A 26,275-nucleotide genomic window follows, 5' to 3' on the forward strand; every position below is an offset into this window, starting at 1 on the left:
CCAAATCCCAATTTAATAGAGAGATGGAGGTTTGAGTTTCGCAAAATATCGGGTATTTCATGGGCTAAAAAACCTGAAACTTATGAGGTAACCACTTGTGTGTACACCGTAGTTGCTAAGGGGAGGGGTAATTTTGTAATAAATACTAAGTTTGACCCTTTTCCCAAAGGGAAACTTGCTGTCTCAGTTCTTCCATATCTAAATGATCATTAGCAAAAGCTTTTCTTAAAAGTGCGTGCGGAATAAATTCATCATACTTATTGATTTCTGGTGCTTCTGCATGACTAACTAAATGTTCTGTTGTCATTCTTTGCTCACATAAAGAAGCAATTTCTGGATAAACAGAAGAAAATTTACCCTTACCTAATTTCAAAGTCAAATAATAGGGATTTATGCCACCAATACTGGTAATTTCTAACGATTCTCGACAAAAATAATTAAGCAATCTTTCCAAAGTGCGGTAAGCAACTGTACCAATCCAAGGAAAAATGTAGCATTTATTTTTTTCTAATAACAAAATATTTTGTTTATCTAATCCAGCCTTGTGCGTCAATTTACGAACTTCCTGCAAGCGTCGCATTGCATTAGGTTGTAGATAAACATATTCTACATCTTCTAGCAAAACTTGGCGCATTCTTTGCAAAATTTTAGTATGAATATTACCACTAGTACCACGCCAATAAATAGTAGACTTACCCTCAGATTGCTTCACAAAAATAGCTTTTTTCTTAAAATCAACTTCTATAACTTCCCAACTTCTTCCAGCTAAAGCAAATTGATTACCAACAGCAGGAGGTATAACAATGCTACCAATTGCCGTTTTACCTTCTTTAACTACATATTCTTGATTGTCAGGAAACACAGCATAAAACTGAAATCTGTTAACTATCTTTTCTCCTGCTAAACCAATAATCAATTTACCCTGTTCTGTTTTTTGAATATGATTAATGTCAATTAAATAACGTAGCAATAACTTATAATCAGTTTCAGAAATGTGCGTAAATGGTGATAGATTCAAAACTTGTTGAGCCAAAGCTGCTGGTGAAAGTTCTCCCGCTGCTACTAAGATGCTCATTGTTTGATGATAAAGTAAACTGAAAGGATATTTAATAGACTGAATTGGTTCTAGCCAACGTTCTTCTAAATAAAGTTGAATAATAGCCATACACTGTAAAAGTTGCCAAGGAATTTGTTCTGGTAATGCAGCTTCTGCTAATGGTTTTTCTTCTGCACAAACAAAACGCATATCCGCAGATTCACCTCTTCTACCACTCCGTCCCAATCTTTGTAAAAAACTAGCAACAGATAAAGGTGATTCTAACTGAATTACTCTTTCTAAATAACCAATATCTATACCTAATTCTAGAGTCAAAGTTGCAGCAGTCACAGCCGGATTATTCGGTTCACGCATGGCATTTTCAGCAGTTTGTCTTAAACTGGCTGATATACTGCCATGATGAACATGATATATATCTGGAAATGCTTCTTTTTTAGCTATTTGACGCAAAGAAGAAATAATAGATTCTGTTTGGGTACGGTTGTTAGCAAATATTAAGCATTTACGAGACTTAGTGAGATTAAAAATATATTGTTGATATGCTGATTCTTCATCAGATTCTTTTTCTATATAAAACTGTTCTACAGTTAATTTGATTTGGCGTTTACCTGCTTCAATATTTGGAGTTATGACTGGCTGATGTGTTCCTAATTGTAACCATTCTTCAGCCATAGAGTAATCACCAAGCGTTGCTGATAAACCAATACGACGGGTTTCTTTTTTGGTTATTTTTCCTAACCGCTGTAATTGACAAATAATTTGAAACCCGCGTTCTGAACCCATAAAAGCGTGAATTTCGTCAATGACGATAAAACGTAAATCAGCAAATAACCGAATTAGTTCATTATTTTTGTTAATTAACAGGCTTTCTAATGATTCTGGTGTAATTTGTAGAATACCTTGGGGATTCTTTAAAAATTTATTTTTGCGACTTTGAGCAACATCACCATGCCAAGAACATACAGGTATATCTGCCGTTTTCAATAAATCATTGAGGCGTTCAAATTGATCATTAATTAAAGCTTTGATGGGACTAATATATAATACACCTATGGTAGTAGCTGGATTTTCATGTAATAAAGTTAAAATTGGTAAAAACGCTGCTTCAGTTTTTCCCGCAGCTGTCGCAGCGGCAATAAGTAAATGAGAATTAGTATTGAATATAACTTCACAAGCAGCAATTTGTACTGGTCGCAATTCTGTCCAGTTGTGAAGATAAATATATTCTTGAATGAAGGGTGCGAGTCTGGAAAATGTGCTATTGCTCATAGATAAATTGAAGAAGAATTACAGAATACTCTGTTTCATGTTAGTTGCTGGTTTAAGTAAGCTTACAGTACTGTAGTAACAGGGAGTCAAGTTATAAAAGCAACGAAGTTGTAAAATTAGCAAAATGACAAATCAAGATTTAGGTGATTTTGCCAAAGAGACGCTATTGGAACGTTACGAAGTTCAGCAGCAGTTGGGTAAAAAAGCAGGACGCAGGACACTGTTGACTCGTGACTTGCAAACCCAAGAACTGGTAGTAGTTAAACTACTGATATTTGATGATGAGTTTCAATGGCACGACTTGAAGCTGTTTGAACGGGAAGCGGAAACCCTGAAAGCCATCTCACACCCAGCAATTCCTAGTTACCTAGATTACTTTGAGTTAAATACTGCTGACTACAAAGGATTTGCGCTTGTACAAAGTTATATTCCTGCTGAATCTTTAGAAACACAACTCAAAGCAGGACGTAGTTTCAGTGAAAAAGAAGTCAAGCAAATAGCAACAGCGATACTAGATATTCTTAAATATTTACATGGTCGTCAACCACCCGTAATTCATCGTGACATTAAACCCAGCAACATACTATTAACAAATCGTTCTGGTAATAACGTCGGTGATGTTTATTTAGTTGACTTTGGTTCAGTACAAACTATTGTGAGAAGCAATAGTACTATGACTGTTGTTGGTAGTTATGGATATATGCCACCTGAGCAATTTAGTGGTAAAGCTACTCCTGCTTCTGACCTTTATGCTTTAGGTGCAACTTTAATTTATTTAATCACAGGCCAACATCCAGCAGATTTACCGCAACAAGACTTAGTCATTAAATTTGAAGAAGCTGCCAATATTAGCTCCGATTTTAGTAGTTGGTTGCGGAAGATGACCCAACCTATGACGAGTAGACGTTTGGCTTCTGCTGAACAGGCTTTACAAATTTTAGAATTACCTAGAGTGAAAACTCTAACTCCAGTAAAGGCATCTAATTCAGTTTTGGAAAAACCTTTTGGAAGTAAGGTTATTTTGCATAAAAATGCTGATTTTATCGAAATTACTATCCCGCCAGTCGGTGGATTTTCCAAAATCATGATTATACTTTCTTGGTATTTTGGGATAGTTTTATCGCTTTCTTTTTTAATGATTATGCCTATATTTAGAGCTATGTCGCCTTTGCTGATTCCACTTAGTCTATTAATATTATTTCTGGTTGTGTTTATCTGTTTCTTTGGAACTAAAAAACTTTATATTAATAGAAAACAAATTTATTCATGTTATGAATTATTTGGTATTGAGCGTCATTATCCACTTCCTAGCCTCAAAAAATATATAGTGCGTTTAGAGAAAACTAATACTTTTTATAAAGATAAACCTCAACCTTGTTTAATTATCTGGGCAGGAATGCGGAAATATAAAATTCAGTCCGGTGAAAATAATATTTTTTCTGTTAGTACTTTAGAACTTGATTGGTTGGCTCAAGAACTTAGTGATTGGCTAGGCTTACCAATAACTAAAGAGTAAGTTATGCCGACTCACAATCTTAGCCAGAGTAAGTTTCGCGCCATGAAAACAGGATTTAACCGGAAATCCAGTTCCCCTTCCTCGCTTGCGAGGAGGGGCTAGGGGTGGGGTTTTATGGCGACCAAAGAGCATTTCCCCACTTGTGTGTACACCGTAGCCCCTTACCAAGGGGAGGGTTGGGGAAGGGTAATTTTGTATCTCAACCGCTATAACTAAATTCTGGGTTTTTCAGTCCCCGCGTTCAAAAGCGGCAAATTCGGAGCTAAATCTTATTTGTAGGGAGACAAGGGAATTGTTACCAGTTCATCATGAGGAAATATTGCTCCTTGCTTTTCCAGTATATATCTGACATTATCAGTCAGCCCCATATTATTGCTAAATAGAGTATTTTTAACTTTTAAATTGCTGAGATTAGTACCTGTTAAATTAGCACCGCTGAGGTCAGCATTGTTAATATTAGCATTGCTCAAATCAGCATTTCTCAAGTCAGCATTTCTCAAGTCAGCATAACTCAGGTCAGCATCTATTAGTAGGGTATTACTTAAGTTAGTATTCATTAAATAGGCACGACGCAGTTTAGCAGTACATAAATTTGTGTTCATTAAGTTAGCTTCACTCAAATCAGTACGACTTAAATCAGCTGCACTCAAATCAGCATAGCTCAAGTTGTAGCCACTCAGGTTGCAACCAATTCCTTTAACAGCAAATAAATTAGCCCCAACAAAATCTGTAAGTGGATTAAATCCAGCAGTTTTGATGAGTTCAGATAAGTTTTCTGTGTCGGCTTCTAAAATTTGTTTAACTTGCTTTTGAATTTCTTCTTTTTCTCTAGCTAATCGTTGTTTGGTTAGTCGCTTTTCTTCTTTCCACACAACAAATCCAATGCCTATAATTATACTTAATATAATAGTAAATGCTGGAGGATTTCCACCAGTTATGAGTAACATAACTAGGAAATATACTCCAATTTGAGTAGTTTGTTGTAATAAAGAATTTAAACTGGTTTTAGCTTCTTGATAAAGGCTAATTTGCTGTTGAGTAGTTGAATTCATATATTTATGTTCCTATGTTTTTTTGGAGATTTTTTCAAATATGTCCAAAATCGAGCTATTATCCGTCCTGTCAGCACAATCCACAGTAAAAAATTCGCTGTGACGATGATAAAGCAAACATAACGGGATAAACCCCAGGCACTTTCTGCTAAACAGAATTGAAAATTAGAATAATTTTGATGCAGAATCTTTTCACAAATTAAACTTGGTATTTTGAGAAGGATGATTAAAACGATCGCATCTTGAATGGAAACATATACTGTTCTCCCCAATTCTCCCATGAATATATACAGTAGCTCATCAAGAAATTCAGCAATATTAATCACTAGTATTTTGGCACTTCTCCCCAATGTTGTATTGGCTACAGGAGGTTTTTTTACGGGAGTTGGTGATGGTGGCCTGAGTTTCTGCGACTGATTCATATTAATTTTCCATTAGGTTCTGAACACTGCTAATAAACTATTGACTTAAAAGCTTTTTTGTGTATTAGCTTGCCCTAACATAGACAAAAGTGATGTCTCGATGACTTCACTCACCAGTCTATTTCCTTTGACATTCATGTGGATGTGATCTTGATATAAGGTTTGTGGGTGAGTAGTTGAGTTAAATTTTAGTAAAAAATCTATATAAGTAATTTGCTGCGCTTTAGCAAAATCACTGAGGCGCTGACGTGCTTTAATTTCATAATCATGGGGTCCTGGTTCGCCAATTTCCCTCAGTAAGGGAGTCATAACTAGAAGTAATTGACTGTTGTTTGCTTGAGTGAAATTGTGAATTTTGCCAATTGCGTCTAAATTAATCCCCACCCGGTCTCCTGCTTCGTTATGAATTGCTTGGAGTTCAGGAATCGGGTTTTTGCTTTAATAGGTAACGCTGCAAAACTTCTGCAATTGCTGAAGGTGGTTTACGATCTGGGTAGTTGCGATCGCGTCCCACTGGTAAAGACGTAGGCGCAGTAGCAAATAAGTCGTCAGTATTGATTAATAATATCACCACCTTAGCTCCAAAATTGCCAAAACTTTGCAAATAAGCTAATTCGTTTCTAGGCCCCCAGGAGTTAGCTGAAGCATTTAGCACTTCCACTTGCTGATAATGATTCGTAGATTTCAAGGAGGTCATCAGCAAACTAGAAATCGTCAGGTGCTGATCTGTCCACCAGCCACCATTAGCAATAGAATCGCCTAAAAGCAAAATTCGTAGAGTTCCATCTGTCGTGGCATTGATTGGGGCGCTACGCATAGAATATTCATTAATTTCAATGCAATTTCCAAAGCGCCGGGTGCGTTGATTAGGCGCTAATAAATAACCAATTTGTTGATCCTGAATGTAAATTAGGGGATTACCAAAGCCAAAGAGCGATCGCAATCCTAACTCTATCACTACACTTAATCCCACCAGCACTGCCAAAATAACAATTAGCACCTCTTTCACCTGCAACCACATCTAATTCTTTAAAATGTTACAGTATTAAATTACACTATTTTAACTGTTAATTGGTGATTGGCAGAATAAGCAGGGCGACAGGGTGCAGTGAAGAAATGTTCCCTCTCCTTTTTAGAGTCCTCAATTCTCCTATTGCCTAACCACCTCAGAGAAAGCTGCAAAGATTAAAGAAAATAATAATGTGAATTTAATATCATCGGCAAACAGTAAAGACTACAATCAAAACGGAAAGATTAGCACTGTAACAAAGGAGGCTTACAAAGCTATGTCTGACTTAAATCGCGGAATTATGAAATTTGACGGTGCAGATTCACCAAAAGTAGTCACCATCTCTACTGTGTTACTTTTGGGGTCAATTGCAGCACTCATCCTATGGGCGTTGCAATCGGCTTATGCATTAAATTAGAATCATTAGTAAACTCTAAGGACACAGGCAACAATGAAAATCCTTGTTGTCTGTGTTCATCAACCAAGGGACTTGCAAACAAAAAAATACTCAATCGCTCTCCAAAATTTAATTATAATTACTGATTCAAAACCCAGACTCAATAAAAAAAGGTTCAATACCTTTTTTATTATACTTAAGTACGGGTATGATTACTATGATTGTAGTGTAAATAACTATTAATTAATCTGTCACTTACCAGCGCTCAAAGAACGCCAAAATTATTATAATCAAAATTTACAATTACCAAATAATATCCAAGAAGATTCGGATTTAATCAAACATTCAAAATCAACAATAAATGTTTCAGCTTTGGGGTTTATTAGTTATTTTAATTGCTTGCCCACTCATAGGGGCAGTGCCTTTAATCGCTTGGATTACCTATGCTCTCAAAGGCAAGCGATTAGCACAAATTGGTACAGGAAATATTAGCGTTTCAGCCGCTTTCTATCATGGTGGCAAATTGGTGGGTATGCTGGCAGTGTTGTCAGAGGCTTTGAAAGGAATTGGTGCTGTATTTATTGCGCGTATCTTTTTTCCTCCCAGTTCGTTTTGGGAATTAATTGCGCTAATTGCCTTAGTTGCAGGTAGATATGCCATGGGTAGAGGTGCCGGAACAACAAACGTCTTCTGGGGATTTTTGATCCATGATCCTCTCGTTTTTGGATTTGTCAGTTTATTTGCAGCTATTAGCTTTATCCTTTTTCGTTCTCGGCAAATAGTCAAATTTGGGGTTTTGATTTTATTTCCTGTATTTGTGGCTCTTTTGTATTTTAATGATTTTGCTAGAATAGTAGCAGCGTTTACACTAGCGGGATTACTCGGCTGGATTTATACACAAATTCCCGATGATATGAGCCTGCCAGTGGCAGAGGCAGACGCGCAATTGCAACCGATGATGGAATATGTCAGCGGTAGTGAGCAAACGATTGTTACTTTGGATGATGAATTAAATCCAGAGGTATTTGGCAGCAAGGCAGCTACATTAGCTCAAATTAAACGCTGGGGTTATGCAGTTCCCAAGGGATGGATACTTGCTCCCTTTGAAGATCCGATGTTGCTGATTGATTTTCTCCAACCATCGACACTATCACCATTAGTAGTACGTTCTTCGGCGATTGGGGAAGATTCGGAACAAGCTTCAGCGGCTGGACAGTACACGACGATTTTGAATGTTACTACTCAACCAGAGTTAGAGCAAGCGATCGCACAAGTCCAAGCTTCATACAATCATCCCTCCGCTGTGCAGTATCGGCGCGATCGCGAAGCTCTCCGTAGGAATCGCAATGCTAAAGATGCAGCTATGGCGATCCTCATTCAGCCACAAGTCCAAAGTGTCTTTTCTGGTGTAGCTTTCAGCCGTGATCCCATTGCCCAACAAGGTGATGCTGTCATCATTGAAGCTTTATCTGGTAGCCCAGAACAAGTAGTTTCAGGCAAAGTCACCCCAGAACAATATCGAGTATTTGTCGTTGGTGAAGAAAAATTATCTTGTCTCCAATTTGAGGGAACAGGCAAAATTCCCCAACCATTAATCAAACAAGTAGCATATTTAGCCCGTCGGCTAGAAAATCGTTATCACGGCATTCCCCAAGATGTAGAGTGGAGTTACGACGGACAAACTCTGTGGGTATTGCAAGCGCGGCCAATTACCACCTTACTACCCATCTGGACAAGAAAAATTGCCGCTGAGGTGATTCCGGGAGTCATTCACCCCTTAACTTGGTCAATTAATTTACCCCTCACCTGTGGAATGTGGGGAGAAATTTTTACCATAGTACTAGGCGAACGCACCCGCGAATTAGATTTTACTACAATGGCGACCCTGCATTACTCTAGAGCCTATTTTAATGCTTCCTTTTTAGGGGAAGTTTTTCTAGAAATGGGTTTACCGCCAGAAAGCCTGGATTTTTTAACCAGAGGCGCAAAAATGAGTAAACCCCCCCTAGCTTCCACCTGGGAAAATTTGCCAGGACTGACGAAGTTGCTACAGCGGGAAATGAGTTTAGAAACAGAATTTAAGCAAGATTATCGTCAGAAATTCATTCCTGGGTTGACACGGTTAGCGAATGAACTCATTGAGGAATTATCACCACACCAGTTGTTAAACAGAGTTGACTTAATTCTGGATTTGCTCAACCAAGGTACTTACTACAGTATTTTATCTCCTCTGAGTGCTGCCATCCGTCAAGCAATTTCGAGTGTTAAGGATGAGCAGATTGATCATAGTATTACCCCAGAGGTAGCATCATTGCGATCGCTCAGTCTTTTAGCCGCAGATGCCAAAGAAATCTTACAAGACTTTGACCCAGAAAGCGTTTTTGAACAATTGGCGCAAACTCCAGAAGGGGAAAAGATTTTGTATGAATTTGAAGAAATACTCCAAGATTATGGTTATTTAAGTGAAGTCGGAACTGATATTTCCGTTCCCACTTGGCGAGAACAGCCTCAACTAGTGCGAAAATTGTTTGTACAGTTGATGCGGAGTGAATTACCACATCAGGATGAATCGCAAAAGCGCCAGCAAGGTTTTGTGCAAAGACGAGTGGATCTCAAAGGACGAGTTACAGAAGTTTATTCTCGCTTGTTAGCCGAATTGCGTTGGACTTTTTTGGCTTTAGAAAAGATTTGGTTAGAGACTGGTTTATTGTCACAAACCGGGGATATCTTCTTTTTAAAATTGGGTGAAATCCGACGTTTAGAAGCCAATGCAGATGTAGAACTGAGAAATCGACTTGTACAGTTGCTGGAAAATAGGCGATCGCAATTTCTCCAAGATAGCCAGATTACCGAAATCCCTCCCCTGGTTTATGGCTACAATCCCCCTCATCCCATCGCCTCTCCTATTGATACCTCAGACAATATCTTACTAGGCATCCCTGCCAGTCAAGGGCAAGCCGAAGGGCGAGTCATGGTATTACGAAATTTACAAGAAGTGGGCGAAATTAACAAAGGTACAATTCTCGTCGTCCCCTACACAGACTCTGGGTGGGCCCCTTTCTTAGTCAGGGCTGGAGGAGTAATTGCCGAAGCTGGCGGTAAACTTTCTCATGGTGCGATTGTCGCCCGTGAATACGGTATACCCGCAGTCATGGATGTACGTGGCGCTACATATCTGCTCCAAGATGGTCAACAAGTCAAGATTGATGGCTCTAAGGGTATTGTGGAACTCTAAATAATTTCACTTGAGTAGATATAGATCAGGGAGTTATATCGTGTTCTGCTTATAATTAGGGGAGATGGGGATAAATAATGAAATGATCTACTGCCCCTGCTCCCTACCTTATCCAAACGATAATTATCCAACTTACTTAAATCTAATAGTTATCATTACTTAAAATCTATAAACTTCTTGATTGCGCTAATTAATTAAGTCAAAAAGACCTAATCAGAGTTTAAATATAATAGTCATCATAAGTAAAACTCTATAGAGTAGAGAAGTCAGGGATAATTTAGCCCAATATATAAGTTTTTACTTATATGTCTAATCTAATATTTATTTAATAATTAGAGTTGAGAATTGATCACTTTCACAAGAAAGACTGTAAACTAGTTTTCACTAGCTGAGTGATACCCATTAATCACACCAGGTTAAGAAATTAAATCACGTTTGTCACCAAGTATACAAACTAGCCATTTTCACAGAAAACGGCTGATTTTTAATGCCTAGCTATATCTGTGAATTTCAATAACAGAGCAAAGAAATAAGTTCCTTGCCTTAGTTTTCATGTGTAAAAAATTTAAATTGTGATTTAAGGAGATGCTATGACAGAATTCTTTAATCAAGTTTCTCGCCGTAAATTTATTGTCACAGTTGGAGTTTCAGCCGGTGCGGTATTACTCAAAGGTTGTTTAGGAAATCCACCTGAAACTGGTGGTAATTCTACACAATCTGCTGCTCAACCAGTAGCCAATATTAGTCCAGAACAAAAACCAGAAACTACAAAAGTTAAACTTGGATATATCCCCATTGTTGAATCTGCACCATTAATTATTGCTTTAGAAAAAGGATTTTTTGCCAAGTATGGAATGTCCGAAGTAGAACTTTCTAAACAAGCTTCTTGGGGTTCAGCAAGAGACAACGTAGAAATTGGTTCTGCTGGTGGTGGTATTGATGGTGGTCAATGGCAAATGCCCATGCCCCACTTAATTACAGAAGGAAAAATTACCAAAGGGAATCAACTAATTCCCATGTATGTCTTAGCGCAGTTAGTTACTCATGGTAACGGAATTGCGATCGCAAACAAACATCTAGGGAAAGGTATTAGCTTAAAACTCGATGACGCTAAACCCCTATTAGCCCAACTTAAATCCTCCACACCCTTCACCGCAGCTTTTACCTTCCCCCACGTTAACCAAGATTTATGGATTCGTTATTGGTTAGCAGCAAGTGGAATTGACCCAGATGCAGATGTCAAATTGTTGACAGTACCTGCCGCGCAAACCGTTGCTAACATGAAAACCGGCACAATGGACGCTTTTAGTACCGGAGATCCCTGGCCATTTCGCCTCGTTAACGACAAAATTGGCTTCATGGCCGCATTAACCGCCGAAATTTGGAAAAATCATCCCGAAGAATATTTTGCCATGAGAGGAGATTGGGTTGATCAAAATCCCAAAGCCACAAAAGCAGTACTCAAAGGTATTATGGAAGCCCAGCAATGGCTAGATAACTTTGACAACCGCAAAGAAGCAGCGCAAATTCTTGCTGCTAAAAAGTATTTTAGTTTATCTTCACCAGACGTTCTTGCTGACCCATTCCAAGGTAAATATGACATGGGTGATGGTCGCAAGATTGATGATAAATCAATGGCTGCTTATTACTGGAAAGATGAGAAAGGCAGTGTTTCTTATCCTTACCAAAGTCATGATTTATGGTTCATAACTGAAAATGTGCGTTGGGGATTCTTGCCCAAAGATTACATTGCGAATGGTGGTGCTAAAGCCAAAGAATTAATCACAAAAGTTAACCGCGAAGATATTTGGAGAGAAGCTGCTAAAGAATTAGGAATACCTGCGGCTGACATCCCTACTAGTAAATCTCGTGGAGTAGAAGAATTTTTTGATGGTGTTAAATTCGACCCAGAAAAACCAGAAGAATATCTCAATAATTTGAAAATTAAGAAAGCCAGTATTTAGTCATTAATCATTAACACAATTGAGGAAACATTCATGACAGTAGCCCAAAAACGTTCCACAAGTCCTAAATTTGATAATAAATTTTTATCAAGTTTGCAAAAGCAATTTCCTGAACTTCTCCCTCCAGTTATTGCGATCCTCATCTTCTTAACTATTTGGCAATTATTCTCTTGGACTCCAGGGGCAACACTACCAGGGCCCATCAAGGTTATTCAAGACACTTGGATCTTGATTTTGTATCCCTTCTATGACAAAGGAGGCACAGATAAAGGGCTGTTCTGGCAAATTTTAGCTAGTTTACAAAGGGTAGCTATTAGCTATACATTAGCGGCAATTGTCGGTATTGGCTTGGGTGTTTTGATTGGTGTAAATCAAACTATGGCAAAGGCTTTAGATCCCCTATTTCAGTTACTAAGAACTGTACCACCTTTGGCTTGGGTTCCCATTTCCTTAGCAGCTTTACGCCAAAACGAACCAGCAGCATTATTCGTTATTTTCATCACCTCACTTTGGCCAATTCTCATTAACACTGCGGTGGGTGTAACTCAAATCCCCCAAGATTACAATAACGTTGCTAAAGTTCTGCAACTTTCTAAAAAAGAGTATTTCTTTAACATCTTAATTCCTTCAGCATTACCTTACATTTTCACAGGATTAAGAATTGCCATTGGTTTGGCTTGGTTAGCGATTATCGCAGCAGAAATAGTCATGTCCGGTATTGTCGGAATTGGCTTTTTTATCTGGGATGCTTATCAAAATAACAACGTCAGTGAAGTTATTTTAGCTCTAGTTTATATCGGTGTTGTTGGTCTAATCCTAGATAAACTCATGGCGGCGCTACAAAACTGGATTTTACCTACTGAGCAAAAATAGAGATTTAATTCGTAATTCGTAATTCGTAGTTCGTAATTAAGAAACTTCTACTCCTAATTACTAACTACCAATCACCCATTACCCATTACCCATTACCAAATAATATGTCTGTATTTGTTGGCGTTGATCAAATTGATAAAGTTTTTGAATTAACTGGTGGTGGTCAATATATTGCCCTCAAAGGTATTGACCTCCAAATTAAAAAAGGCGAATTTGTTTCTTTAATTGGTCACTCCGGTTGCGGGAAATCCACTCTTTTAAATATGATTGCCGGTTTGGATTTACCCACAGAAGGTTTAGTCACGTTAGAAGGTCAAAGAATTAAAAAACCAGGGCCAGATAGAATGGTAGTATTTCAAAACTATTCTCTCTTACCTTGGCGGACAGTCAGAGAAAATATTGCCTTAGCTGTAGATTCAGTCTTAAATGGGATGCCGGCAGCAGAACGGAAAGCCATAATCGAAAAACATATAGATATGGTGGGTTTGCGTCCCCATGCAGACAAACAACCGGGAATGTTATCTGGTGGACAAAAACAACGGGTGGCGATCGCACGCGCATTGGCAATTCGTCCTAAACTATTACTACTAGACGAACCTTTCGGTGCTTTAGACGCACTCACTCGTGGTAACTTGCAAGAACAACTCATGCAAATCTGCGAAGAAAACGAAGTCACCGCTGTAATGGTGACACACGACGTAGACGAAGCCGTTTTGTTATCTGACAGAATTGTCATGTTAACTAACGGTCCCGAATCAAAAATTGGCGACATTTTAGAAGTAGATATTCCTAGACCCCGCAAACGCATGGAAGTAGTAAAACATCCCAGTTACTACACATTGCGAAGTGAAATGATTTACTTCCTCAACCAACAAAAACGCGTTAAGAAAATTCGAGCGCGAAAAACTGCTGCAATTGTTCGACATGGTTTAGAAAAAGTTAATTTAGAAATTGGCTTCTTACCTCTTACCGCTTGCGCCCCATTAGCCATAGCCAAAGAAAAAGGCTTTTTTGTTAAACACGGCTTAGATGAGGTTAATTTAGTTCGGGAAAGCAGTTGGAGGGGAATTGTGGATGGGATGACAGGCGGTTATTTAGATGCCGCACAAATGCCATCAGGAATGCCAATGTGGTTAAGTTTGGGAGGAAATAAAAATGAACCCTTATCCGTTGTCACGTCCCTAACCATGACCCGTAACGGCAACGCCATCACCTTAGCTAAACGCTTTTATGATCAAGGTGTACACAGTTTATCTGACTTCAAAAACTACCTCCTTAAAACCCGCGAAGAACAACACAGAATGGGTGTAGTTCATCCAGCATCAATGCACAACTTATTGCTACGTTATTGGTTAGCAGCAGGTGGTATTGACCCCGACATTGATGTGGATATGAAAAATATCCCACCCGCCCAGATGGTAGTAGACTTAAAAGGCGCAACTATTGATGGTTATTGTGTGGGTGAACCTTGGAATTATCGCGCAGCAGTTGAAGGTTCAGGTTTTACCATAGCCACAGATTTAGAAGTTTGGTTAGGACACCCCGGTAAAGTTTTGGGAGTACGAGAAGATTGGGCAGAAACTTATCCTAATACCCATATTGCCTTAACCAAAGCCTTACTAGAAGCTTGCCAATATTGTGCAAATCCTGCCAACGCCCAAGAAGTTCGGCAAATTTTAGCAAGTCGGGAATATGTCAGCACAGATATTGACTATATCCAAATTGAAGATGTCAATGGTGCAAGCTGTGACTTAGATCATCCCATGCGGGAATATGCCCATCACCAATTTTATTCTGAGTCTGCCATTAACCGCCCCAGTCGAACAGAACAAATTTGGATTATGACTCAATTAGCACGTTGGGGTGATACTCCCTTCCCCAGAAATTGGGTAGAAATCGTCGAAAGAGTTTGTCGAGTCAGAGTTTTCAGCACAGCAGCTAGAGAACTAGGTTTGGATATTAGTTACACCCGTCAACCCATTAAATTATTTGATGGTAAACCCTTCAACGCCGATGACCCCATTAGCTATCTCAACGATTTAGAAATTAAACGCGATTTTTCCATAGCCGAAGTTATTCTAGATACCCCCAGAAGAACAGCAGCGTAAACCCGGATCTCTTCCTCTTCCTTTGCGTCTTTGCGCCTTTGCGTGAGACATAAAAATCTATCCCCAATTCCCAAACCATGCAAAACCGCAATTTGAGAACTACCAACACCGCTACCAGAACCATCAGCCATCAGCCTTTCCTAGCAATTAAGGACGTTTGCAAAGTTTATCCCACAAAAAATGGGCCATTTACCGTCCTTGATGGTGTTAACCTCAACGTTGAACAAGGTGAATTTCTTTGTGTTATCGGCCATTCTGGTTGTGGTAAATCAACACTGCTAAATATGGTTTCTGGTTTTAACTTTCCCACCACTGGACAAGTGTTATTAGAAGGAGAACCTATTACCAAACCTGGCCCAGACAGAATGGTTGTATTTCAAAACTATGCGTTATTACCTTGGCGGACAGCTTTTGAAAATATCTATTTAGCCGTAAATGCTGTTTATCCCACCAAACCAGAAGCCGAAAAACGTTCTATTGTTAGAGAACATTTGGCAATGGTGGGTTTAGGTGATGCAATGGAAAAGAAACCCATGCAGATGTCTGGGGGGATGAGACAGCGGGTTTCTATCGCCCGTGCTTTGGCTATTCGTCCAAAAGTGCTGATTTTAGATGAGCCTTTTGGGGCGTTAGATGCAATCACCAAGGAAGAATTACAGGAAGAGTTGCTGAAAATTTGGAATGATAACCGTTGTACGGTGTTAATGATTACCCATGATATTGATGAGGCGTTATTTCTGGCAGATAAATTGGTAATGATGACCAATGGCCCTCATGCCAAAATTGGGGAAGTGATGGAAATTCCCTTTGCCAGGCCACGGGACAGGGCGAGAATAATGGAAGATCCCCAATATTATCAATTGCGGAACTATGCGTTAGACTTCTTGTTTAACCGTTTCGCTCATGATGATGTCGGTTAGTATATTTTGGGCGAACTAACGTTCGCCTGTATCATTTTTGAATATTTCTTTCACTAAGAGTTCTCCAATTAAAAAAATATCCCAAAATTTCTTGTGGTGCGGGCCGAAAAGCCCGCTAATAATATAAGGACGGGCAAGATGCCCATCCCACAAGATTGGATCATCTTTTTTGTGGAGTTCTCTAATTAATTTTTAGTTATGTCCGCAGATCATCTAAAGGTGCATTCTCCTTGGGCTTTTTGAATTAAGGCAACTGTTTCTTCCCCTTCTTTTTCGCGTCTACCTGCAACGACTACCTTTGCGCCTTCCTTGGCAAATGCGATCGCTGTAGCCCTGCCAATTCCAGATGTACCACCAGTAATAACTGCAACGTTTTCAGCAAATAAAGCCATAGTCCTAAAGTTTGAGATTTTTAGAACTTACGCATTGATAGAAACCATCAGGTTTTTAGCCGAAATTTTCAGATATTTCAGACATCCTGGGTTTGATATTTCCACTATTAATCAGCAATGACAATCTATCTGAGGGTAGATGCCCAAATTGTGAAAATACAAACTTTGTCATCACACATCATGGTTTATTTGTACAGTGCGTAAGTTCTAATTTTACCAATTGCGCCATCCGCCCTTGGATGCTGTTTCCATCTGATCTTTAAAACCGTGATTTTGCAGTAACTTGTGGTAATCTAGACTACTACTCCAGCGGTCAATTTCCCTAGCTCGTAATACTGGTACTGGATGACTTAGTTGAGCGGTGCGAGCTTCTTTGACCATTACCCCAAGTTCAGTTTTACTGATGTCATCATAAGCACGGGCTTGGGCAACAAAGGCATCAAGATTTAGCTTGGGTGCTAAGGTGGGAGAACCACCGGCTAACTTCATTAATACTGACATCACCACTTTGGGGTCTTGGGTAGCTAACAAAGCAGCGCGATCGCAGGTAAACTCAGCACAACGTACCCATTCTAATAATTGTGCCTGTAATGCTTGAGCCACAACAGCACCAACATTAGGCAAAATTGCCGCTGCTAAGACCAATAAATTTACAGGTGTTAAATAAACGCTGTGGTCACATTTGAGATGTCCCAATTCATGGGCAATTACAGCTTGTATTTCCTCCGGGGTGAGAATATCAATTAAGGAAGTATGCAGAACCACAAACGGCTGCTTACCCCGCATTGCAAAAGTATAAGCATTGGGCGCAGGATGTTGACGCACATACAACTGAGGTGGCTCAATATCTAGAATATTGCAAGCGTCTAATAATAACTTGTGTAAATCAGGTAATTGTTTTTCACCTACCAAAATACTAGAAGCAATATTTTCTACATAAAAAACCTGTTCAGCCATTGGCCCAAGCCAATTTCGCACCATCATATCTATCCCAGGAATTTGCTTGAGAGTTTTAGTTGCCTCCAAGTCCAGAGGATGACGGAATGAGTCAGCTTTTAAACCAATTAGGGGCGTTTTAACTAAAGACATAATTATGGTAATCAATAAAAAATACAACTCCCACAGATAGTATAACGATAGAAAAACGTAATCTCCAAATCCCCGACTTTTTTAACGTCAATTTATAGCTCAAAGCTGATAGCTGATTACCTAGCTATGACTTACGCACAACACACCGAAAGTAGCGGTAATTCATGAATTACTGCTACGGAAGAATCAGGTTTTCGATCACATTTTGCGTAAGTCCTGTTAGCATTATTTCACAACCGGATTATCTTTGAAACTCACATCTTTTAAGTTACTGAGTTTTGATAGGGGAGTGACATCTGTGATTTTGTTATGATCGAGATTTAGGAGCGTCAAGCTAGTAAGTTTTGATAAAGCACTAATATCTGTGATTTCATTATCTTCTAAAATAAGTTCATTTAAGTTAGTCATTTTTTCTAAAGAACTTATATCTTTAATTTTATTCAAACTTAATACCAAGATCTGTAAATTATTCAAATTCGCTAAAGGACTAACATCTGTAATTTGATTGTAAGTCAAAAGCAACCGAGTTAAATTTTTCAGGTTTCCCAAAGGACTTACATCTTTAATTTTATTATCTCCTAAAAACAGCATATTTAAGTTAGTGAGATTTGTTAACGGACTAACATTGGCAATTTGATTACCTTCTAAATTCAGCCTTGTTAATTTTTTTAAATTTGCTAAAGGAGTAAGATTCTGAATTTGATTCTCCGTTAATTCCAGTCGAGTTAAATTAGTCAACTTAGCTAAAGCAGAGATATCCTTAACTTGGTTATCTTCTAAAGAAAGACCCGTTAATTTTACCAAATCCCTGAGGGAACTAATCTCAGTAATATAATTTTTGTCGAGATTTAACCAAGTTAGATTTTTCAATTTAGTCAAAGCACTAATATCAATAATTTCATTATTAAACATTGACAAAGATTCTAGATTTTTTAATTCCTTTATGGCATTAATATCCTTAATTTTATTTCTTTCCAAAGTTAAACGATTAAGATTTTGCAGGGTTGCTAAAGGATTAACATCAGGAATTTGATTATTACTAACGTCCAAATCTTTGAGATTTTTTAAACCTGCCAAGGCACTGAGATCAACAATTTCATTACCGTGGAGATTTAATGATTCTAAATTTGTGAATCCTGACAAGGGACTTAAATCAACAAGTTGCTGATTTATCAGATCAAGTTTTGTGACATTTAACAAATTTTTGGCAGCTAAATCACAATCATTTGTTTTGGCTTTTGCTAATAATAATTCTACCGTAATTCTCGCATCTGCTGATAAATTAGCCTGTTCCTTACACAACTGTATAAAATTACTTCTCCTGGGAGGTTGAGCAGCTTCAATAACTCCCCATCCACCACCTAACCACATACTCGTCATCAACACCAACGCGCTAGTTAATTTCATATTTGATATCCCTATTGTTTGTATAGATTTTTCTCAGCATTTAGCTATCAGTAATCAGCTTTCATCTGTTTTGTGTAGCTCTTGCTAACTGCTCATAGCTGAATATTAACATTGCCGTATCCTATATTACTTGCTATGCTAATAGTTATAGTTTAAACCAATAATTTTTATTAGTTATTTTCTTAACATTCATTAACCAGTTTACCCTTATGCGTATACATTCAGCAAATCTCGGTTTTATTACTCTCCTGTTGTCAATATCTTCCATATCTGTTTTAACACCTATTGGTAATTTCGCCCCTGTATTCGCTCAAGAAGTGAGTAATCAAACTCAGAAAGATCAAGCCGATCGGTTATTGAGAGAAACAATTTATTTAATGACGAATGCTCACATATACAGAAGAAGTTATGACAGAATTATTAACAGTTTTGAAAAAACTTTAGAAGCATATCAAAACATAGGAGATAAACCTGGAATTACTAAAACATTGGATTATCTAGCGTTTGTATATTACAGCAGAAAAAATTATCAACAAGCACTTAATTATTATCAGCAAGTATTAAAACTACAACAAGAGTTAGGTGATAGTAAGGGTGAAAAACAAACCCTCATGAAAATCATGAATCTTGAAAATGAACAAAGTCGCGAACTTTACGAACAAGGACAATATCAAAAAGCATTAGAAAAATTACAAAAAGTTTTAAAATTAAGGGAACAACTGGATTTACAAGATTTAAAGGGACAACTAGATTTACAAGATGTAAAAATTCAAACAGGTTTCATCATTAACAAAATCGGTATGATTCATCATACTTTAGGAGAATACGAAACAGCTTTAAAATTTTATCAACAATCTTTATCAGTTTTTCGAGAAGTTACTACACAACCAGTAGAAAAAATTCCTTGGGTATGGACTGTGTTTTTTAACATGGGAGAAATTTATCAATCTTTAGGAGAAAATGAACGAGCTTTAAATAGTTATCAGCAAGCGTTAAAATTAGCTCAAGAAAATAAAATAGGCTCAGAAGTAAAAAATATTAACGCCATTGGTAATAGTTATTATCGCTTAAAAAGATATGATTTAGCATTGAATTTTTATCAACAATCTTTAGCAAAACTTCCAGGAGTTAAGAATAAAAAAGAAAAGAAATTATTAGAAGCATTGACTTTTAATAATATTGGACTGGTTCACCTTGATCAAGGAAATTATGACTTATCTTTAAAGTTTTTACAGCAAGGTTTAAATATTGTGAAATCATTGCGAGATAAACTTTCTCAAGGAGTACTATTAGATAGTATTGGTAAGGTTTACTTCCAACAAGGTAAATATGAATTAGCAGGTAATTTTTATCAACAATCTTTAACACTTTTTCAGGAAATTGGCTATAAAGCAGGTGAGGCTAAAGTTTTGAGTAGTCTGGGTTATTTGTTGGAAAAACAAAAACAACCACAATTAGCAATTGTGTTTTTTAAACAATCCGTAAATGCGAGAGAAGGAATTAGAAATAATATTAAAGGTTTATCCCAGGAACAAAGACAATCTTATACAGAAACCATTGCGGAAGATTATCGTCATTTGGCTGATTTGTTATTAAGAGAAAACCGCATTTTAGAAGCGCAAAGAGTATTAGATTTACTCAAGGTTCAGGAATTAGCAGATTATTTAAGTAATGTGAGATCAAGTAATAATACTGTTCAAGGTATTACCAAACGACCCCAAGAACAGCAAATTATTCAAGGTATGTCTGCACAAATAGATAAGGCAATTTCTCAAGGTCAAGAATTAGCTTTGTTAGAAAATATCGGTGTTAATCAAAGAACAGAAAAACAGAAACAGAGAATTATTGAATTAAGAAAAAGTGAACAGCAAATTACTAAAGAGTTTGCAACTTTTTTAGAAAGTCCCCAGGTGAGACAATGGATAGCGGAACTACAAAAAACCACCCAAGGACAAGCAATTGATTTAAATGCTTACGCTACCACTTTACAAGACAACCTGAAAAAAATTAACCAAGATGCTGTAATTATCTATCCTTTTGTATTAGAAGACCGTTTAGAATTAGTGTTAATTTCTCCTTATGCTCCTCCTTTAAAGCGCACTGTTCCTGTCAAACGAGAAGAACTTAACCGAGCGATCGCTGAATTTCGTTCGACTGTCACAACGCCAATCCGTAATCCTAAAATTCCTGCTCAAAAGCTCTATAATTGGCTGATAAAGCCCTTGGAAAATGATTTAGTTCAAGCCAAGACCAAAACCATTATTTACGCCCCTGATAGACAATTGCGTTATATTCCTTTAGCAGCATTGCATGATGGTAAGCAATGGCTTATCGAACGCTTTCGCATCAATAATATTACTGCTGTTAGTTTGACTGACCTCAACACTAAACCCCAAAATCGGTTAAATGTGTTAGCGGCTGCTTTTACCAAAGGCAACTATAGCGTTAAGGCAGGAGATCAGGAGTTTAACTTCTCCGGGTTGCCCTTCGCCGGTCGTGAAGTGGAAACTCTGGCTCAAACTATTCCTAACACTACAAAATTACTAGACCAGCAATTCACAAAAGATATTGTGTTGCAGATGAATGATTACTCTATTGTACATCTAGCAACTCATGCGGTATTTACCCTTGGACAGCCGGAAGAATCATTTATTTTGTTTGGTAATGGCGATCGCATTACCCTACGAGATATCAAAAATTGGCGGTTGCCGAATGTTGATTTAGTCGTGCTTTCAGCTTGTGCAACCGGATTAGGCGATCGATTAGGAGACGGTAGGGAAATTCTCGGTTTTGGCTACCAGATGCAACAAACAGGTGCAAGAGCTGCGATCGCTTCTTTATGGTCGGTGGACGATGGTGGCACACAAGCGTTGATGAATACCTTTTATACAGTTCTGCAACAAGGGAATATTACTAAAGCCGAAGCCCTGCGTCAAGCTCAAATATCTCTGATTACTGGCAACTATACAATTACAGGTCAGGAACGACGTATTTCTATCAAACAGCCCATCAATAGTAATTTACCATCACAGGTGAGCGATCGGCTGAGTCATCCTTTTTACTGGTCTCCGTTTATTCTGGTTGGGAATGGATTGTGAAACTTTTTTAGGTTTTATTACGAAGTAATTATCAATCCCACTTCTAGGGGTGTTAGAAATGTCAATTTATTCTTTCACCCATAAAGTATAAAAAATTGCTAAACTTGATATTTAATTTATTGTAGATTGCTTGAATTATGCGAGAAGAAGTCGTAGTTAATCTAAAGAATGCTATTACTCAATCGTTACGTGCTTTTAATTCATCTCCCATTAAATTCATAGAATCACATTTTCAATCCGATAAAGTTGTTGAATGGCGTAGAGTTCCCAATGGTTGGCAAAGTTTTTATGTAAACCGTCCTAATAATTATTATCTTTTTTCTAAGCATCAAAAATTATTAGATGACCTTGGAGTAGAGTTCACACAGATTGTTCGCAAAAACCATCGTGAATATGAAAACCTTGTTGGCTTTCAAAGCCTTAACATTGCTATAAATATATTGCACAATTCGTCGATGATTGTCAAAAGCATTTTATGTGAATTATGGGATAGATACAATACTTTCAATGTTAATGATGAACAAATCAATATCATTATTCAAGAATTTGCTGATTTTGTTGATAATCCTAAAGTTCGTTTTCGCTACACAGCAATACTGCTTAACTTCAGGATGGATAAAGAACAGATTTTTCTAACTGATGATATTATCATTCGACAACTGAGTGAAAAAGAGGTTAGTGATATTTATAAAGATTCACCATCACAATATGTACCCGGAGTAAATCGTGTATCTCATATTCATGAGTTTGTAATAGAAGGTGAATTTGAAGAGGTTAAAAGATTTGATGATTCTGACCTAGAGACCACAAAAAATGTAGCGATAGAAAATCTAAATAATGCTGTTCTGGCATTAAACACATTTCAAGGAGGATCTGTTGGTTACGAATGTATTACATTCAAAACCGTTAAATTTTCTCCTATAATGCCTATAACTCGAATGTATGGTGGTCTGCACATACCTGTTGGAAACTACTATTTATTAGAATGCGACGTTGAAAGATTTCAAAACCACGCAAAATTAATTTTCTCCAAATTAGATGAGCCATTAGAAAGAGCGTTTACAAAACTTGCCGACGCAGAGTTACGTATACATTCCAAAGATCGACTTCTTGATGCAGTAGCAGGATTAGAAGCTATTCTTCTTGCATCAATGGGAAAAGAGACAGAAATAAAGTTCCGCTTTTCACTCAATTATTCAACCTTATTTGATAATCCAGAAAACCGTTTAAAGGAATATCAAGTTGCAAAACATTTGTATGATATACGCAGTACAATAGCTCATGGTGGTATACCTAAAGATCCTTGTAAAATCGGTGAGGAAAAACTTTCACTAAATAAAGCTGCTCAAAAAGCTTGTGGAATTCTACGTTATGTGATTCATTACTTCTTAAATCAGTCAAAAAGTAGTTTATATAAAGATCCAAAGTTTTGGGAAAATGGATACTTCGGGATTGAACCTAGATTTTAAATAAGTTTTTCAACAATAAACGATAAATAAGATGCTGTTTATGTTTATTTATGCTCATAATTCTATATCGCCACCAATCAAAGCATTGATCAGATCGCCCGTAACAGGTATATCACTAAGCAGTCTAATCAAAGTTGGTTCTAAGTGACTTTTCCTATCAATAACCAAAGTGTTTTCATTTGAGAATTTTCTGATCGCTTCAGGATTATGAGAAGTTACTAAAATTTGCCCATTATTCTTAAATGATTGTCGCAGTGATGCGATAAAGTGTCCTACTTCAGATATAGAGAGATAGTTGTCAGGCTCATCCCAGAAACAAAAAAGTGGCCCATAGAATTTATTAGCAGCTAAAACAACAGCGCAAAGAAAAAAGCATTTTTCACCATCAGATAAATCTTGAAAGTTAACACTCAGATTTGCATGATTTTCTTCAAACCGCACAACCATACTTTTGAAATCTTTGCCGATAAGTTCGTTCTGAACATCCATAATATCGGGCATAATTTCTCGGAGATATTTGTCAAACAGTGTGTATGACGCAGGGTAGCGACCAAGTAACCCAGAAAACCACTCTCCGAAATTTGAAGCATCTCGTTTTGGCTCTAAAGTTTCACCGTTGGAGACTCCGGTCATTAAGCTCGGAATCGGTGCTAAAATGATCATGCGAGCCAGCCAAGTTTTGAAAATACGCAGTGGGTCAGTTTCTGATTGCTCCTGAATTACTGGCAGGGCGACAAGATGCCAATCTACCAAAAACTGAGCTTCACGATTTTGTGAGCTAGTATAAAGAGTGACTTGAGCTTCTTTTCGAGAGTAAATAGGTTCTCCCGAAACTAGCAGTTGTTCTTCGGAAACTCGAAGTTCTTTAAATTTTTCTGGCAACTCTAAGGCCAAGACATACTTATATAATTTATCTTTAAGTAATACTTCTATTTCAAATCGAATTGGAACATCAGACCTGCCACGAGTAAAATCTTTAGAATTAACAAGTTGCCCAACTTTATTTATACCTCTACCAATGGATTGAATTACCTCTAATGCAGTGGCAATAGTTGATTTACCTAAACCATTTTTTCCAATTAAGAGAGCAGATGAGATACCCTTTATAGTCAGTTCAAAGTTTTCTAGACATCTGAAGTTATTTACATATAGTCTTTGGAGCATAGTACAAAGATTCCGACTAGTGGGAAGTGAACGAACTTTTTAATCGCACTCATCAAAAAAAGTAAATGAATGGCGAAAATTACCAACTTGATTTTAATCAACAGGTAAAATCCGCCATTAAATCACCAAACACAAAATCCCCTAACTCTAGATAGATACTGAAGCTGGGGGATTGCTGTTATTTGTATGTGACTCTGCATCTGCTAATGCTTCATTATTTACACGGATAATCTTTGCACCTAGTTGCTGCAACTTCATATCCAGGCGATCATAACCACGATCTAGGTGATTTAATCCTTGAATAGTGGTTTGTCCTTCTGCGGCTAGTCCGGCTATAACCAAAGCTGCGGATGCTCGTAAATCCGTGCCTATTACTGGTGCGCCCGATAACATTGGCACGCCACGAACAAAGGCAGTATTACCTTTAACCCGAATATCTGCCCCCAAGCGATTTAACTCAGAAGCATGACGCAGACGGTTTTCAAACACAGATTCATTAATGATGCTGTCACCTTCTGCCAAAGTTAGCAATGCCATAAAAGGCGCTTGCATATCCGTGGGAAAACCCGGATGAGGTAAAGTATCAATATCTGTGGCTCTCAATACTTCTGCTGGCAAAATTCTCAGACAATTTAATCCTTCCTCAATGATGGGTACACCAATTTTTTGTAACTTGGCAATCACTGGGATTAAATGGTCGGGAACCACTGGGGACAGAGTAAATTCTGATCGAGTGATTGCTCCTGCTAGTAAAAGAGTTCCTGCTTCAATACGATCAGGAATAATTGAGTAGTCAGTAGAGTGTAACTGAGGTACACCCACAATGGTAATTGTACTCGTGCCTGCTCCTTGAATTTTCGCTCCCATTGAGTTGCAAAAATTTGCCAAATCAACCACTTCTGGTTCTCTAGCAGAATTTTCAATGATAGTTTCACCGTCGGCTAAGGTAGCCGCCATCATCAAGGTTTCGGTTGCACCAACGCTGGGAGTATCTAGATAGATTCTGGCTCCCTTCAATCTGCGATCGCTACCAGGAACGTAGGCATTACAAATACCATGCTCAATTTGCACTTCTGCTCCCATTGCTTGCAGTCCTCTGACGTGCAAATCAACTGGTCTAGCACCGATCGCACAACCTCCAGGTAGAGGCATCTGTGCTACTCCCAGTCGCGCTAATAGGGGTCCAATGGCGAAAAAGCTGGCTCGCAGTTGAGTAACTAGTTCATAGGGCGCTTTAGATGTGCTAATTTCCCTAGCATCAACATCTAAGATATCGTCTTGTCTGGTTAAGCCCAATCCCAAAGCTGATAAAACTTGCCCCATGCGCTCTACGTCCGCTAATAAGGGGACATTGCGAATCCGACAATCTCCTGAACAAAGCAAAGCTCCAGCCATGATTACCAAGGCTGAATTTTTTGCTCCGCTAATTCTTACATGACCTCGCAAAGGATGCCCACCCCAGATTTGCAAAACTGGGGACTCTGCTTCAGGTGAAGACTTGGCATCTGGTAAGCTGCTAGAAGAATTAATAAGCCTACCTCCAAAAAATAAGTAATAATAAGGGTTTGAAGTTGGTTTCGATTCTACAGTAAAGAGTCGGTTTGTCTACATTTTGCTATTATGATTCATGGGAATGAATTTTATAACTCTTTTCTCCAGCATCTGTAAATATCTACTAACAAGGTTCATAAGGTGTTAAAACCTATCGACCATAGAAATACTAACTCCTAATTTACAGCCAGCATCAATATTCAGTAAGCTCAAAAGCTAATACACAGTAAGCGTTTGTTTCTGGTGGTTAAATTTATGTATATAAGTTCAGCTTGACAAACTC

The 26,275-nt window shown here is 37.9% G+C and carries 17 protein-coding genes and 1 pseudogene; 9 read left to right on the plus strand and 9 right to left on the minus strand.

All coding sequences use genetic code 11. From position 1 onward, the window contains the following. Positions 1–145: 145 nt before the first annotated feature. On the minus strand, positions 146–2,326 hold the full coding sequence (locus tag ACOWPH_RS16285) for a DEAD/DEAH box helicase (RefSeq protein WP_015216426.1): 2,181 nt from the start codon (positions 2,324–2,326) through the stop codon (positions 146–148). Positions 2,327–2,450: 124 nt separating this feature from the next. Between ACOWPH_RS16285 and ACOWPH_RS16290 the strand changes: the two genes are divergently transcribed. Further along, complete coding sequence (locus tag ACOWPH_RS16290) at positions 2,451–3,842, plus strand: serine/threonine protein kinase (RefSeq protein WP_015216427.1); 1,392 nt, start codon at positions 2,451–2,453, stop codon at positions 3,840–3,842. A 269-nt stretch (positions 3,843–4,111) separates the two neighbouring features. Here ACOWPH_RS16290 and ACOWPH_RS16295 read toward each other — a convergent pair whose 3' ends face one another. The 3 genes and pseudogenes from ACOWPH_RS16295 to ACOWPH_RS16305 form a co-directional block, all read right to left on the minus strand. After that, positions 4,112–4,894, minus strand: a complete 783-nt coding sequence (locus ACOWPH_RS16295) for a pentapeptide repeat-containing protein (protein WP_015216428.1) — start codon at positions 4,892–4,894, stop codon at positions 4,112–4,114. After that, complete coding sequence (locus tag ACOWPH_RS16300) at positions 4,891–5,316, minus strand: hypothetical protein (RefSeq protein ID WP_015216429.1); 426 nt, start codon at positions 5,314–5,316, stop codon at positions 4,891–4,893. Before ACOWPH_RS16300 ends, ACOWPH_RS16295 begins: the two co-directional genes overlap by 4 nt. Before the next feature lie 45 nt (positions 5,317–5,361). After that, positions 5,362–6,337: pseudogene (locus ACOWPH_RS16305) on the minus strand (SGNH/GDSL hydrolase family protein). A gap of 265 nt (positions 6,338–6,602) precedes the next feature. Here ACOWPH_RS16305 and ACOWPH_RS16310 point away from each other — a divergent pair. The 6 genes from ACOWPH_RS16310 to ACOWPH_RS16335 all read left to right on the plus strand — a co-directional run bounded on the left by ACOWPH_RS16310 (position 6,603) and on the right by ACOWPH_RS16335 (position 15,822). Next, on the plus strand, positions 6,603–6,743 hold the full coding sequence (locus ACOWPH_RS16310; protein WP_015216431.1) for a hypothetical protein: 141 nt from the start codon (positions 6,603–6,605) through the stop codon (positions 6,741–6,743). Positions 6,744–7,083: 340 nt separating this feature from the next. After that, a complete protein-coding gene (locus tag ACOWPH_RS16315) occupies positions 7,084–9,957 on the plus strand; it encodes a glycerol-3-phosphate acyltransferase (protein ID WP_015216432.1) in 2,874 nt (957 codons plus the stop codon). A 590-nt stretch (positions 9,958–10,547) separates the two neighbouring features. After that, positions 10,548–11,921 (plus strand): CmpA/NrtA family ABC transporter substrate-binding protein, encoded by a 1,374-nt coding sequence (locus ACOWPH_RS16320; RefSeq protein WP_015216433.1) that lies wholly within the window; start codon positions 10,548–10,550, stop codon positions 11,919–11,921. A gap of 33 nt (positions 11,922–11,954) precedes the next feature. Beyond that, positions 11,955–12,794, plus strand: coding sequence for a nitrate ABC transporter permease (gene ntrB / locus ACOWPH_RS16325; RefSeq protein ID WP_015216434.1), 840 nt, complete (start codon positions 11,955–11,957; stop codon positions 12,792–12,794). Between the two features lie 104 nt (positions 12,795–12,898). After that, positions 12,899–14,902 (plus strand): nitrate ABC transporter ATP-binding protein, encoded by a 2,004-nt coding sequence (locus ACOWPH_RS16330; protein WP_015216435.1) that lies wholly within the window; start codon positions 12,899–12,901, stop codon positions 14,900–14,902. Between the two features lie 77 nt (positions 14,903–14,979). Continuing rightward, positions 14,980–15,822 (plus strand): nitrate ABC transporter ATP-binding protein, encoded by an 843-nt coding sequence (locus ACOWPH_RS16335; RefSeq protein ID WP_015216436.1) that lies wholly within the window; start codon positions 14,980–14,982, stop codon positions 15,820–15,822. A 209-nt stretch (positions 15,823–16,031) separates the two neighbouring features. On the opposite strand, the gene ACOWPH_RS16340 is transcribed toward ACOWPH_RS16335, so the two are convergent. The 3 genes from ACOWPH_RS16340 to ACOWPH_RS16350 all read right to left on the minus strand — a co-directional run bounded on the left by ACOWPH_RS16340 (position 16,032) and on the right by ACOWPH_RS16350 (position 18,710). Then, on the minus strand, positions 16,032–16,214 hold the full coding sequence (locus ACOWPH_RS16340; protein ID WP_015216437.1) for an SDR family NAD(P)-dependent oxidoreductase: 183 nt from the start codon (positions 16,212–16,214) through the stop codon (positions 16,032–16,034). A 213-nt stretch (positions 16,215–16,427) separates the two neighbouring features. Beyond that, positions 16,428–17,303, minus strand: a complete 876-nt coding sequence (locus tag ACOWPH_RS16345) for a M48 family metallopeptidase (protein WP_015216438.1) — start codon at positions 17,301–17,303, stop codon at positions 16,428–16,430. A 225-nt stretch (positions 17,304–17,528) separates the two neighbouring features. Next, on the minus strand, positions 17,529–18,710 hold the full coding sequence (locus ACOWPH_RS16350; RefSeq protein WP_096713124.1) for a leucine-rich repeat domain-containing protein: 1,182 nt from the start codon (positions 18,708–18,710) through the stop codon (positions 17,529–17,531). A 209-nt stretch (positions 18,711–18,919) separates the two neighbouring features. Here ACOWPH_RS16350 and ACOWPH_RS16355 point away from each other — a divergent pair, with 209 nt between their 5' ends. Further along, complete coding sequence (locus ACOWPH_RS16355; RefSeq protein WP_015216441.1) at positions 18,920–21,808, plus strand: CHAT domain-containing protein; 2,889 nt, start codon at positions 18,920–18,922, stop codon at positions 21,806–21,808. Between the two features lie 137 nt (positions 21,809–21,945). Next, complete coding sequence (locus ACOWPH_RS16360) at positions 21,946–23,277, plus strand: HEPN domain-containing protein (RefSeq protein WP_015216442.1); 1,332 nt, start codon at positions 21,946–21,948, stop codon at positions 23,275–23,277. Positions 23,278–23,331: 54 nt separating this feature from the next. On the opposite strand, the gene ACOWPH_RS16365 is transcribed toward ACOWPH_RS16360, so the two are convergent. Together ACOWPH_RS16365 and murA are read right to left on the minus strand one after the other, a co-directional pair. Next, the gene (locus tag ACOWPH_RS16365) at positions 23,332–24,441 is read right to left on the minus strand and encodes an AAA family ATPase (protein WP_015216443.1); all 1,110 of its coding nucleotides are present in this window, start codon (positions 24,439–24,441) and stop codon (positions 23,332–23,334) included. Between the two features lie 147 nt (positions 24,442–24,588). Continuing rightward, positions 24,589–25,971, minus strand: coding sequence for a UDP-N-acetylglucosamine 1-carboxyvinyltransferase (gene murA / locus ACOWPH_RS16370; RefSeq protein ID WP_015216444.1), 1,383 nt, complete (start codon positions 25,969–25,971; stop codon positions 24,589–24,591). Between the last annotated feature and the right edge of the window lie 304 nt (positions 25,972–26,275).

The sequence above is a fragment of the Anabaena sp. PCC 7938 genome, from assembly GCF_049315035.1.
Taxonomy (GTDB): domain Bacteria; phylum Cyanobacteriota; class Cyanobacteriia; order Cyanobacteriales; family Nostocaceae; genus Anabaena; species Anabaena cylindrica.